At 65.1% G+C, this 13,031-nt stretch carries 10 protein-coding genes; 5 read left to right on the top strand and 5 right to left on the bottom strand.

The annotated features are described in order from the left end of the window. Nucleotides 1-6: 6 nt before the first annotated feature. Nucleotides 7-3,489, bottom strand: coding sequence for a transcription-repair coupling factor (gene mfd, locus V6F88_RS16310; protein ID WP_332610727.1), 3,483 nt, complete (start codon nucleotides 3,487-3,489; stop codon nucleotides 7-9). Between the two features lie 29 nt (nucleotides 3,490-3,518). Between mfd and ispD the strand changes: the two genes are divergently transcribed. From ispD to V6F88_RS16295, 3 genes are all read left to right on the top strand, one after another. Then, nucleotides 3,519-4,202, top strand: a complete 684-nt coding sequence (gene ispD, locus V6F88_RS16305) for a 2-C-methyl-D-erythritol 4-phosphate cytidylyltransferase (RefSeq protein ID WP_104142975.1) — start codon at nucleotides 3,519-3,521, stop codon at nucleotides 4,200-4,202. After that, a complete protein-coding gene (gene ispF / locus V6F88_RS16300; protein WP_332610726.1) occupies nucleotides 4,199-4,690 on the top strand; it encodes a 2-C-methyl-D-erythritol 2,4-cyclodiphosphate synthase in 492 nt (163 codons plus the stop codon). The genes ispD and ispF overlap by 4 nt, the downstream gene beginning before the upstream one ends. A 205-nt stretch (nucleotides 4,691-4,895) precedes the next feature. Continuing rightward, nucleotides 4,896-6,962 (top strand): DUF4344 domain-containing metallopeptidase, encoded by a 2,067-nt coding sequence (locus V6F88_RS16295; protein WP_332610724.1) that lies wholly within the window; start codon nucleotides 4,896-4,898, stop codon nucleotides 6,960-6,962. Between the two features lie 95 nt (nucleotides 6,963-7,057). Here the strand turns inward: V6F88_RS16295 and V6F88_RS16290 are convergent, their stop codons facing one another. The 4 genes from V6F88_RS16290 to risA form a co-directional block, all read right to left on the bottom strand. Beyond that, nucleotides 7,058-7,576 carry a carboxymuconolactone decarboxylase family protein gene (locus V6F88_RS16290; protein WP_006223770.1) on the bottom strand — a complete coding sequence of 173 codons (519 nt, stop codon included), beginning with the start codon at nucleotides 7,574-7,576 and terminating at the stop codon, nucleotides 7,058-7,060. A gap of 74 nt (nucleotides 7,577-7,650) precedes the next feature. After that, a complete protein-coding gene (locus tag V6F88_RS16285; RefSeq protein WP_006217982.1) occupies nucleotides 7,651-8,199 on the bottom strand; it encodes a peroxiredoxin in 549 nt (182 codons plus the stop codon). Nucleotides 8,200-8,258: 59 nt separating this feature from the next. Further along, on the bottom strand, nucleotides 8,259-9,653 hold the full coding sequence (gene risS / locus V6F88_RS16280; protein WP_006217983.1) for a sensor histidine kinase RisS: 1,395 nt from the start codon (nucleotides 9,651-9,653) through the stop codon (nucleotides 8,259-8,261). Nucleotides 9,654-9,687: 34 nt separating this feature from the next. Then, complete coding sequence (gene risA / locus V6F88_RS16275; protein WP_003813882.1) at nucleotides 9,688-10,422, bottom strand: response regulator transcription factor RisA; 735 nt, start codon at nucleotides 10,420-10,422, stop codon at nucleotides 9,688-9,690. 130 nt (nucleotides 10,423-10,552) lie between these two features. Here risA and tsaB point away from each other — a divergent pair, with 130 nt between their 5' ends. Continuing rightward, entirely contained in the window at nucleotides 10,553-11,947 is a 1,395-nt protein-coding gene (gene tsaB, locus V6F88_RS16270; RefSeq protein WP_332610721.1) for a tRNA (adenosine(37)-N6)-threonylcarbamoyltransferase complex dimerization subunit type 1 TsaB, read from the top strand. Then, a complete protein-coding gene (locus V6F88_RS16265) occupies nucleotides 11,944-12,960 on the top strand; it encodes a uracil-DNA glycosylase (protein WP_332610719.1) in 1,017 nt (338 codons plus the stop codon). Before tsaB ends, V6F88_RS16265 begins: the two co-directional genes overlap by 4 nt. Nucleotides 12,961-13,031 lie beyond the last annotated feature (71 nt).

The following is a 13,031-nucleotide window of genomic DNA, read 5'->3' as shown; positions in this document are numbered from 1 at the left end:
GGGGAATTACTTCAAGGCACGCAACACGGCGCGAATGGCGTCTGAACGGGCGGGGATTTGCGCGGCTTTGATCTCAACGCGCAATTTATCCTGTCCTGCCAGTTTGATGTTGCGTTGGCGCTGCACCAGTTCAATGATGCGCGCGGGGTCCACACTGGTCTTGGGGCCGAACTGGATCAGCGCCTGCGTTTCACTGGCGTCGATCTTGACGATGCCCAGCGGTTGCGCCGCCAGACGCAGGCGATGCGTCGTCAGCAGCGTCTGTGCGGCTTCGGGCAGCTTGCCGAAGCGGTCGATCAGTTCTTCCTGGATGTGGATCAGGTCGTCTTCATCGGCCGCGTGGGCCAGGCGCTTGTAGATGCCCAGGCGCGCATGCACGTCGGCGCAATAGTCGGAAGGCAGCAGGGCCGGGGCGTGCAGGTTGACTTCGCAAGCCAGGTTGAACGGCGCGTCCAGGTCGGGCTCTTCGCCCGCGCGCAGCGCCCTCACGGCTTCGTTGAGCATCTCGTTGTACATCGAGAAGCCCACTTCCTGGATGTTGCCCGATTGCGAATCGCCCAGCACTTCGCCGGTGCCTCGGATTTCCAGGTCGTGCATGGCCAGGTAGAAGCCGGACCCCAGCTCTTCCATCGCCTGAATGGCCTCCAGGCGCTTCTTGGCATTGCTGGTAATGGCGTCTTCGCCCGGCGTCAGCAGGTAGGCATACGCCTGATGGTGCGAACGGCCCACGCGCCCACGCAGCTGATGCAGCTGCGCCAAGCCGAAGCGGTCGGCGCGGTGGATGACGATGGTGTTGGCGCTGGGCACGTCAATGCCTGTTTCGATGATCGTGGTGCACAGCAGCACGTTGTAGCGCTGCTGATAGAACCCCTTCATCACCTGTTCCAGCTCGCGCTCGGGCATCTGCCCGTGCGCGACCGCGATGCGTGCTTCGGGCACCAGTTCTTCCAGCCGGGCGCGCCGGTTGTGGATGGTCTCGACTTCGTTATGCAGGAAGTAGCACTGGCCGCCGCGCTTGAGCTCGCGCAGCAGCGCTTCGCGCAGCGTGCTGCCGTCTTCGCGGCGCACGAACGTCTTGATGGCCAGGCGCTTTTGCGGCGCGGTGGCGATTACGGAGAAATCCCGGATGCCCTCCAGCGACATGCCCAGCGTGCGCGGAATCGGCGTGGCGGTCAGCGTCAGCACGTCGACTTCGGCCCGCAGCGCCTTCAGCGCTTCTTTCTGGCGCACGCCAAAACGGTGTTCTTCGTCGATGATGACCAGGCCCAGGCGTTTGAACTTGACGTCCTTGGACAGGATCTTGTGCGTGCCGATCACGATGTCGACGCGGCCGTCGTTGATGCCTTCGACGGCGGCCGCCACTTCCTTGGCGGAACGGAAACGCGACAGCTCGACGACGCGCACCGGCCAATCGGCGAAGCGGTCGGAAAACGTCTGCGCGTGCTGTTCGGCCAGGAGCGTGGTCGGGCAGAGCAGGGCGACCTGCTTGCCGTTGGCCACGGCCAGGAAGGCGGCGCGCAAGGCAACTTCCGTTTTGCCGAAACCGACGTCGCCGCACACCAGCCGGTCCATCGGGCGGCCGGAGGTCATGTCGGCAATCACGGCTTCGATGGCGGCGGCCTGGTCCACGGTTTCTTCAAAGCCGAAGCCTTCGGCGAAGGCCTGATAGTCGTTCAGCGGCAAGTTGAACGCAAAGCCCTCGCGCGCGGCGCGCTGCGCATACAGCGCCAGCAGCTCGGCGGCCGTGTCGCGCACCTGCTTGGCGGCCTTGCGGCGGGCCTTGTCCCACTGGCCCGAACCCAGCTGGTGCAACGGCGCGGCATCGGGGTCCGCACCGCTGTAGCGGGCGATCACGTGCAACTGCGATACGGGCACGTACAGCGTGCTGCCGTTGGCGTATTCAAGATGCAGGAATTCCATCTCGCCTTCGCCCATGTCCATGTTGACCAGGCCGTGATAGCGGCCGATGCCGTGCTGGGCGTGGACGACGGGGTCGCCGGCGCGCAGTTCGGACAGGTCGCGCACCATGGCTTCGACGTTGCTGGCCCGTTCCTGGTCGCGCTTGCCTCGGCGCCCGGTGCCCGCGTGGCCCGGGTACAGGTCGTTTTCGGTCAGGAAGGCCAGATTGGCCTGGGGCAGGCCAAAACCCGTGGCCAGCGGCGCGGCCACGATGCCGAAGTTGGCGTCGGACGCCAGAAAGGCTTCGATGGTGTCGGGCTGCGCATCGGGCGTGACGCCGAACTCGTTCAGCATCTGCACCAGCGTCTCGCGCCGACCGGCGGAGTCCGCGCACAGCAGCACCCGGGTCTGACGCGTTTGCACCAGGGCACGAAGTTTGGCGATGGGGTCGTCGGAACGGCGCGCCACGCTGACATCGGGCACGGCGCGAAAGTCCGGGTGCGGGTCACCCGCGGTCAACGACAGGCGGCGGAATTCCTTCAAGCGCGTGTACAGCGTTTCGCTATCCAGGAACAGGGCCGAAGGCGGCAGGACGGGGCGCTCGCGATCGCTTTTCAAGAAGCCGTAGCGGCTGGACGTGTCCTGGTTGAAGCGCTGGATGGCGTCATCGATATCGCCGACGGTCACGGTGACCGTGCCCGTGGTCAGGTAGTCGAACAGCGTGGCGGTTTCTTCGAAGAACAGCGGCAGGTAGTATTCGACGCCGGCGAACGGGATGCCGTTGCCGATGTCCTTGTAGGGCAGGGCGCGCGACGGGTCGCCTTCGAACACTTCACGGAAGCGCGCGCGAAAGCGGGTTCGCGAGTCTTCGTCCATCGGGAATTCGCGCCCGGGCAGCAGCTGCACTTCCCGCACGGGGTACAGGCTGCGCTGCGTGTCCACGTCGAAGCTGCGGATGGTTTCGATTTCGTCATCGAACAGGTCCAGCCGGTAGGGCACGACCGACCCCATCGGGAACAGGTCGATCAGCCCGCCACGCAGGCAGAATTCGCCCGGTGCCGTGACCTGGGTGACGTGGTTGTAGTTGGCCAGCGTCAGCTGCGCGCGCAAGGCGGCTTCGTTCAGCTTGTCTTTCTGCTTGAACGAAAACGTGTAGGCCGCCAGAAACGAGGGCGGGGCCAGCCGATACAGCGCCGTGGTGATCGGCACGGTCAGCACGTCCACCGTCTTCATCATCAGCGAATGCAGGGTATGCAAGCGCTGCGAAATCAAGTCCTGGTGGGGCGAAAAGGCGTCGTAGGGCAGCGTTTCCCAGTCGGGCAGCTGGCGCACGCGCAGGTCAGGGGCAAACAGCTGGATTTCTTCGGCCAGCCGCTGGGCCTCTACCGGTTCGGCCGTCAGGATGACTAACGGCGCCTGCGCCTGCCGGGCCAGATCCGCCAGCAACCAGGCGTCGCCGGAGCCGGGCGGCCGGGGCTGCGCATAGCGCGCGCCGGGTTTCAGCGCGGACAAAGTAGGGGCGGTCGCGGGGACGGGCGGCGCGGCGGTGACGGGGGAAGTGGCGGTGGGCATCAGGGTGGAAGCAGGCATCAAGCGGAAGATTATAAAATCACCGCACCATGTCTGACTCAATCATTGCGATCGTTCCCGCAGCGGGCGTTGGCGCCCGCGCCAGCCAGCCCGGCGTCGAACCCGTTCCCAAGCAATACCGTCCATTGGCCGGACAGCCCATGTTGCGCCATGCGGTGAGTGCGCTGCTGGCCGATGAGCGCGTATCGCAGGTGCGCGTGGCCGTGACGCCCGGCGACGGCTGGGTCGACGCGGCGCTGGCTGGCCTGCCTCGCACGGTCTGGCGGGCCTGCGGGGGGGCCACCCGAGCCGACACCGTGGCAGGCGCCTTGGCCGAAAGCGGCGTGGCCGACGACACGTGGGTGCTGGTGCACGATGCGGCGCGGCCCGGGTTACCCCAGGCCGCCTTGCGCCGCCTGATCGACGCCTGCCTGGCGGACCCCGTGGGCGGCTTGCTGGCGTTACCGGTGGCCGACACCGTCAAGGGCGGTCGCGACCGGGTCGAACGCACGCTGGATCGCAATGGGCTGTGGCTGGCGCAGACCCCCCAAATGTTTCGGGCCGGCGTGCTGCGCGATGCGCTCACGGCGGCCTCTGTGAATGGCGTCACGGTCACCGACGAGGCCTCGGCCCTGGAGGCCGCCGGCTATGCGCCGTTGCTGGTCCCCGGTGCCCTGCGCAACTTCAAGGTGACCTGGCCGGACGATTTTGAACTGATGGAAAAATGGCTATGAGCATTCCTTTTCGCGTCGGGCAGGGCTTTGACGTGCACGCCCTGGTGGCCGGCCGGCCGCTGATCATCGGCGGCGTGACGATCCCGCACACGCACGGCCTGCTGGGCCATTCCGATGCGGACGTGCTGTTGCACGCCATCACCGACGCGCTGCTGGGCGCCGCCGGACTTGGCGATATCGGCCGGCATTTCCCGGATACGGACCCGGCCTTCAAGGGCGCGGACAGCCGCGTGCTGCTGCGCGAAGCCATGGCGCGTGTGCGCGCAGCGGGCTGGGCGCCCGTCAACATCGATGCGACTTTGCACGCGCAGGCTCCCAAGATCGGCCCGCACGCACCGGCCATGGTGCGGAACATTGCCGCTGACACGGGCCTGGCCGAGGCCGACGTGAACATCAAGGCCAAGACCAACGAGGGCCTGGGCTACTTGGGCCGCAAGGAAGGCATCGCGGCCACCGTCGTCGCCTTGTTGGCGCGTGTCGACAGTTGAGGCGTGCGCCGGCCCCTTGCGGGGGCTTCATTTACTTTGGCATACATCTTTAACAAATAAATAAGCGGGTCCATATGATTCGGAATATTCTGCGCGCTACTTAAATCGGATCACATGAGATATTCGGATGCATCTACGTGGCGCAGCCCTGCTTTTAGCCCTTGCCGCAGTATGTGCGCCCGCGCACGCGGAATTTGAACAGCAGTTGGGTCCGCTGGCTGGCGGGGTCCGACAGCAGCTGTTGCAGGGTTGGACGGCGGGCTTGCAAGACGGCTGGTTCACCTTGCAGAACAAAGGCACGCCCGGCAGCGAGCAAACGCTGTACGTCACGGCAGGCCCCGCGCCGGAAGCCGGCCGCATCACCGACGTCAATGTGGTCGTCAATTCGCAGAATCCCAAGGCATCCATCGGCGTTGTGATGAACAACCGCGCCACCAAGAGCCTGTGCCTGCTTGAAATCATGGCCGATAAAAACACGAAGCTGTTCTGCCTGGAAGGCCAGAACCGCCGTGATTTCGGCTCCGTGCCGAATGTCGCCAAGCTGGATGGGTCGGACCGCATCAAGGTGGTCGAAGTGCCGGGCGCCGCGCGCTTTATCGTGAATGGCCAGAAGATCGGCGACGTGGCGGACGTGTCCGCGCTGGGCGCCGACATCGGCATCATGGCGTACGACGTCGGCACGTTCGGCATCGCGGATTTTTCCATCACCACCAATCAAGGATCCAAGCAGCCGCCGGCCGCACCGCCGTCCACCGGCTTGCCGCCTCGTGGCGGCGGCGCGGCCAGCCCGCCGCCCGCGGGCCTGCCTCCGCGCGGGGGCGGCACGGGCGCAAGCCCGCAGAACACGCAGCCGCGCGTCAACACGCCGCAGGCGGCGCCGTCTTCGGGTGGCAATAATTCCGGCCTGCCCGGCTCTGGCCCGTATCCCCGATTCGGCGGCGATACCGAACGCATCGTCGCCGTGTACATCGGGCTGATGAAGAGCATCTTCATGCACGAGTTCGGCCATGCGCTGATCGGCGAACTGCAATTGCCGTCCACCGGCGCCGAAGAAGACGCGGTGGATATCTACGCGGCGTTGCAGATCGTGGAACCCACGATGTACCCGTCGGGCAGCAAGGATGTGGACCGCATGGCGCGCGAAGCGGCCACCTACGCCGCCCTGCAGTGGTACTACAGCGGCAAGCTGTCGGAAAGCCGTGGCCAGGCGCCGTCGGCATGGCAGGACGAACACACGGGCGACCTTAAGCGCTTCCGCAACATGCTGTGCATCATGTACGGCGGCAACCCCGCCGTATTCGAAACGGTGGTTCAGCAAACCGGCTTCGAAGACCGCACCAAGGCCCGTTGCACGGACGAATTCAATAAGCAGAACCGTGCGTGGCGCAAGATTCTGGCGCCATACACGCGCGTCGGCACCTGGACGCCGGACGGCGAGCAAGCGGCCAACGCGCCCGGCGCGCCGGTGAACGTGGTGTTCGAGCCGTCCAAGCGCAAGATCGGCAACCTGTTCGCGAACAACCTGTCGGCCGCCATCGGCGAGAACATCAAGCTGCTGGGCAAGACGTATGTGCTGCCCCGGCCGGTGAACGTGGTTTTCAAGGATTGCGGCAAGCTCAACGCCTGGTACAGCCCGCGTGAAGGCTCGATCACCATGTGCTATGAGCTGATCGAGAACATTGCCGTAATGATTTCGGACATCGAAATGGGCACGGTGGGCGGTGAAATCGTGGCCAAGGACGGCTCGGCTCCGCCTGCCCGTCAGCAGCAGGCGCCCGCGGGCCAGGGGCAGGGCGCCGCCGCCCCGACCGGCGGTTTCGATGAATTGAAGGACAGCGGCATCCCGGCTACGACCTTGCTTTTCTCGGCGCCGTACAAGGGACCCACGCCGGTCCAGCACTACCGCGCCAAGGTCATCACCACGGGCGACCTGGTGCAGCTGATCAAGAACAACAAGAATCTGATCATCGTGGACAGCAGCGGGCTGCGCGACACCTTGCCCATCGCCTATCCGCTGGCCGACGCGGGTTCGGACGGCAGCGTCAAGGACAGCCTGCAAGGTCCGCTGGACGATTGGCTGATGAAGAAGTCGGGCGGCAACCGGGGCGTGCCGATCGTGTTGATGGGCGCCGGCATGAACGACCGTTCGTCGTACAACGCGGCGTTGCGTGTCGGCACCTTGGGCTGGGACGCCTACTGGTATCGGGGGGGCCTGGAAGCCTGGGTGGCCAACGGCTTGCCGACCTCGCCCGTGAAGCCGGCGCAGAACTAATCGGGCTGTCCCCGTCGGCGCGCCCACCTTGGCGCGCGGCAATAAAAAGCCCGCCTGTTTGCACAGGCGGGCTTTTTTTCGTCTTCAGACCGGGCTTACTTGCCTTGGGCGGCCAGCGCCAGGGCGGCGGCGTTGACGACGGCGGCGATACGGCCGGCGTCGCGCAGCTGTTCGGTCGACAGGCCGTCGTTCTTCAGGTTTTCGTAGTGCGAGGCCACGCAGAAATGGCACTTGCCGATGATCGAAGCAACCAGCGCGAACAGTTCAAAACGCTTTTTCTCGACGCCGCCATGGGTGGCGTAGGCGTTCATGCGCAGCTGCGCGGGCAGGCTCTTCAGGTTGGCGTCGCCCGTCATTTCGACATAGGGATACCAGGTGTTGTTCATGCCCATCAGCGCGGAAGCGGTCAGGGCGGCATTGGCGTCGCCTTCCGACAGGCCGCTCTTGAAGGCTTCGACCAGCACCGGGCTGCGCGCAGCGTAAGCGGCGGACAGGGCGGCGCCGACGGCGTCTTCAGGGGCCAGCGTGGAACGGGCGATGACGGCGTCCAGATTCAGGCGGATGTCCTTGGCCCAATCCGGCAGCTGTTCCTTAATGGTCGTAAGAAATTCCATAGTTTTTACCTATAATCTAGAGCAAGTAAAGCCCGGCGCCGGGCCTGCGTACAGGTCCGGGACCGGGCTGGAAATTACAGCGTAGCGCCGCCAACCGTACGGTTGCACGGGCAGAGCTCGTCGGTTTGCAGACCGTCGAGCAAACGCAGAACTTCTTCCGGGTTACGGCCGACGTTCAGGTTGTTCACCGAAACGTGCTGGATCGTGTTGTCCGGGTCAACGATGAACGTGGCGCGCAGAGCAACGCCAGCACCCTTTTCACGGACGCCCAGTTGGTCGATCAGGGCACCGGTGGTGTCGCCGAATTGGTAGTGGCCCAGCTTGTTCAGGTCCGGATGCTCACGGCGCCATGCCAGCTTGACGAATTCGTTGTCGGTGGAGCCGCCCAGCAGGACGGCGTCGCGGTCTTCGAAATCCTTGGCCAGCTTGTTGAAGCCGACGATTTCGGTCGGGCACACAAACGTGAAGTCTTTCGGGTAGAAGTAGATCACCTTCCACTTGCCGGGGAACGAGCTTTCGGTGATGTCTTCAAACGCCGACACGCCATTCTCTTCGTGCTGGTTGAAGCCGGGCTTGACGCCGGTGACCTTGAAGGGCTCGAGTTTGTCGCCAACAGTTTTCATGTTTACTCCCAGTAGTTGTTGGTGGAGATAAGGCAGTGCCTTAAACCATAAATTCTACGCTATGGATTATCGTTGTCTAATTGATAATTCCTAAACTTGGCTTTGGGCAACTCTATCCGCGCGGTCAGCCCACCGCCTTCGCGAGGCAGCATCCGCAGCGTGCCGCCCACGTGCTTGAGCAGGCGTTCGACAATGGCCAGACCCAGGCCCGCGCCGCTGACACCAGTACGCGCCGCCTCGCCACGCGAGAAAGGCCGCAGCAGCCGGTCGACATCTTCCGGGGCGATGCCAGGACCGCGGTCGCACACCTCGATCACGATCATGCCGCCTTCGGCTTGCAGCGTCATGACAAGGTGCGCCATGCCGTCGCTGGACCGGCCATAGCGCCGCGCGTTTTCGATCAGGTTGCTGACCACCCGCTTCAGGTCCAGCGCCGTGATCCGCGCGCGCAGCCCGGGTTCCAGCGACGCTTCCAGTTCGCCGCCCAACGACGCGGTGTGGCTGCGTTCACGTTCATAGAGTTCGGCCAGCACAGCCGATATGTCGGTGGCCAACTGCGGCAGGGTGCCGGCCGGCCGCGCGTATTCCATTAGCTGGCCGATGCTGTGATCGATCTGGCCCAGGTCTTCGTCGATGGCCTGGCGGGCGTCTTCCGACACGCCGCTAAGCTCGATTTCCAGCCGCATGCGGGCCAGCGGGGTACGCAGGTCGTGCGAGATCCCGGCCAGCATCAACTCTCGGTCGGCCTCGGCCTGCCGCAGGTCTTTGGCCATGCGGTTGAACGAGGCGTTCAGATCGCGAATTTCCAAAGGACCCTGTTCGGGCAGTGGCGCGGGCGTCTCGCCGCGCGACAACACCTGCGCGGCGCGGGCAAGCCGGGACAGGGGCCGGTTCACGAACCCCACGCTGACCGCCGCGCCGACAAGGGAAAGCAGCAACGCCGTGGCGCCCCATCCCAGCCATTCGATACCGCCCGTCAAGCCAATCTGTTCTCGCTCGAACACCAGCCAGTACAGATCTTTTTCGATCTGGAAGCTGACCCAGAAGCCGGGCACCTGGTTGACGCCCCAGGCGATCTGCGTCTCGGGGCCAAAGCGCGTGCGGATGTGCTGCGCCACACGCTGCCAGTAGTCGTCGTCGGGAAGGGCTTCGGCGAAGTCGGTGACTTCGCGCGGGTAGACCTGAATGCCCTCGTTGGTGGCCAGGTCAAGCAGCAGCTTGCTGCGTTCGCCGTTATGAGAGTAGATCAGGGCCGTGCGCGTGATATTGACGGCCGTGATCACCCGCTGCGCCATTTGATTGGCGCGCGGTCCCAGCTCCATGCTGAAAAATACTTGTAGCCACGCGCCCAGGCTGACCAGCATCAGCGCTGCGAGCAGCAGGAACGTGCGGCCGAACAAGCCGAGCCGCAAACGTGAAGTCAGGTTCCTGAAGGTTCTGCGCAAGCGGGGCACGAGGCTGCGCTCCTGCCCAGGGCGGGCGAGCCGATCAGCTACCACCGTCCGGCACAAACACGTATCCGAGACCCCAAACGGTCTGGATGAACACGGGCTTGGACGGATTGGGTTCGATCAATTTGCGCAGGCGCGAGATCTGTACGTCGAGGCTGCGATCGAAAGCTTCGTATTCGCGGCCGCGAGCCAGTTCCATGAGCTTGTCGCGGGACAGGGGAATCTTCGGATGGCGCGCGAACACCTTGAGCACCGAGAATTCGCCGGTAGTGATCGGCACTTGTTCGCCGTTGCGCGTCAGCGTACGGGTGGACAAGTTCAGCACATAGGGGCCGAAGGCGATCGACTCGTTTTCCTGGCTGGGAGCGCCCGGATGTTCTTCGGTGCCGCGACGGCGTAGGATCGCGTTGATCCGTGCCAGCAGTTCGCGGGGGTTGAAGGGTTTGGACAGGTAGTCGTCCGCGCCCATTTCAAGGCCCACGATGCGGTCGATTTCTTCCGCCTTGGCCGTGAGCATGATGATGGGCGTATTGTCGTGGCCACCGCGCAGCCGACGACAGATGGACAGACCATCTTCGCCGGGCAGCATCAGATCCAGCACGAGCAGGTCAAAATGCTCGCGTTGCCAGAGTTTGCCCATCTCTTTGGCGTCTTCGGCAACGAAAACGTTGAATCCCTGCTCGGACAAATACCGGCGCAGCAAATCGCGCAAGCGCGGATCATCGTCAACGACGAGGATTTTTCGGGTGGGGGTGGTGTTTTGCGTATTCATGGCCGGAAATGTAACAGTGACAAGAACCAGCGGCTAGTGGGCGTTCACAAGATATTACACATTGCGAACCATGGTTGAAATCCCCCTTACAACCGGGGGCAGAGCCGCGTATTTCGTACAATCTGCACCTATGGAACTAAACCTGCTGGCTTTGGAAACGTCTTCGTCCCGTTGCGGGGTGGCTTTGCTGCGAACGGTCGATGGCCGTTTGCAGGTGATTACCCGCGAGCACGAGGGGTCCCAAGAGCATGCGGAACGACTCTTGCCGATGGCCAACGAACTGCTTGCCGAGTCGGGCATTGCGCCCACGGCCCTGCACGCCGTGGCGTTTGGCCAGGGGCCGGGCGGTTTCACCGGCCTGCGTGTAGCCTGCGGCGTGGCGCAAGGCATGGGCCTCGGGCTGGGCATTCCGGTGCTGCCCGTGGTGTCTCATCAGGCGGTCGCGGCGCAGGTGGCCGGGGCCACGCCCGTGGACGCCATCGTGGTGGCGCTGGATGCGCGCATGAACGAGGTCTATCTGGCGGTTTATCGCCCGGTGGCCGCGCAGGGGGCTGAGGACGCCGGTTGGGAGGTCCTGCAAGCGCCGCTGCTGATCGCGGCCGCCGAGGTCGTGCCCTGGACGGCGCACCACCTTGCCCGATGGTCGGAAACCGCGGGCCAGGCTTTGCGCCCGCTGCTGGCGGGCGATGCGTGGGATGCCTACGCGTCCGACATGATTCCGCGGGATGGCTGGACCCGAGCCGCAAACGCGTTGCGCCCTGAAGCCGCCAGCGTGGCGCGTCTGGCGCGCCAAGGCTGGCTGCGTGGCGAGGCCCTGCCACCGGAAGCGGCCGCGCCGCTTTATGTGCGCGACAAGGTCGCATTCACCACTGCCGAGCGCATGCGCGGGGAAGGCGGCAACCCGAAGGCAGAGCCGTCGCTGGCGCCAGAGGCCACGCAATCGCAGCCCAACGACCGATCCCAGCCCACCAAGCCATCGCAATCCGGTGCACGGCCACAGCACGCTAAGCAGCCGGAGCTTGGCCGCGTACCGCAACCTTCCGACCCGCTGGCGCCCGCCGAACAACCCCAGCCCTTGACGCACGACGACCTGGACGAGGTCGCCGCGCTGGAGGCCCACGTGCAGGCGTTTCCCTGGACGCGTGGCAATTTCGTGGACGCTCTGGCGGCGGGCTACGGCGCGTGGGTACTGCGCCGCGACGGCAAAGTCGCTGCCTTTTGCATTTTGATGTTTGCACCGGACGTCGCGCATCTGCTGGTCATCGCCGTGTCCAAGCACCTGCACCGGCAGGGGTTGGGCGGCATCCTGCTGCAATGGTGCGAGGCGCAGGCGCGGGCACGGGGGCTTGAAGGCGTGCTGCTGGAAGTGCGCCCGTCCAACGTGTCGGCCGTCAACTTCTACCGGCACCACGGCTATTTGCAGATCGGCGTGCGCCGGGGGTATTACCCGGCCGAAAGAGGCACGCGCGAAGACGCGCTGGTGATGCAGAAACGCTTTGATGCCACGCTGGAGGTGGCCGCATGAGCCTGCCGACGCCCACCGCGGCGCCCCGCGTCAATCCGCTTCAACGCATCTGGCTGCGCGAAATCGGCATGGAAAGGCTGTGGCTGCGCCCGGCTCCGGCCGATGCACGCGCGCCCGTTGCGCCGCAAGCCCCTGTTTCCAAACCGGTTTTGCCGGGTTCCGGAGTGCCGCTCCGTGCCCCGGATGCGCCGATCGCGCCCGTGAACCTGTCGCGGGAGCCTGCCGCTGGGCAGATGCCGGCGGCCGCCGCGCCGCCCGCCGCAGCCCCTTCGGAGCCGGCTGCTGCACCGGCCGCTGCCCCGACCGTCGTCGCAACCGAACGCAGTTCCGGACGCCCGGGCATTCCCGCTTCCATCCTGAACCGCACCGGCCCACCGCCGCGTCCTGTACCCAAGACGGCCGAAGAAGAAACCGTCGAGGCGCCTCGCATCCCCGTGGCCGAAGCGGTGAAAAACGCCAATCTGGACGAACTGCGCGAGCAGGTGGTGGCATGCACGGCCTGTGGGCTGTGCCAGGGCCGCCGCCACGCCGTCTTTGGCCATGGGGCAACGCCTACTCGCTGGCTGGTCGTCGGCGAGGCCCCGGGTGAGCAGGAGGATCGGCAGGGCCATCCGTTTGTCGGCCGTTCCGGCCAGTTGCTGGACGCGATGCTGGCCGCCGTGGGCATGAGCCGCGACACCGACGTCTTCATCACCAACGTCATCAAATGCCGCCCGCCGGGCAACCGCAACCCGAAGCCCGAGGAAATTGCCGCTTGCAGCCCGTATCTGATGCGCCAGATCGCGTTGCTCAAGCCGGAGCGCATCCTGGTTCTGGGTCGGTTTGCCGCCCAGACGCTGCTGGGCACGGACGCCACCATCGGCAGCCTGCGCGGCCGCGTGCATACGCTTAAGACGGAAGACGGCAGCCAGATTCCGCTGATTGTCAGCTATCACCCCGCCTACCTGCTGCGCAGCCCGTCCGAAAAGGCGCGCGCCTGGCAGGATCTGAAGCTGGCGTCCCGCCAGATCTGACCGCCCGGCTTGCCGCTGGCGGCGGACGATAAAAAGCCGGGCCCGGGCCCGGCTTTTTATCGTCCGTCTTT

The sequence above is a fragment of the Achromobacter sp. ESBL13 genome, assembly GCF_036668755.1.
In the GTDB taxonomy this organism is placed as follows: domain Bacteria; phylum Pseudomonadota; class Gammaproteobacteria; order Burkholderiales; family Burkholderiaceae_B; genus Achromobacter.
Note: the sequence above shows the minus strand (reverse complement) of the source record. Positions and strands in the feature narration are given on the sequence as shown.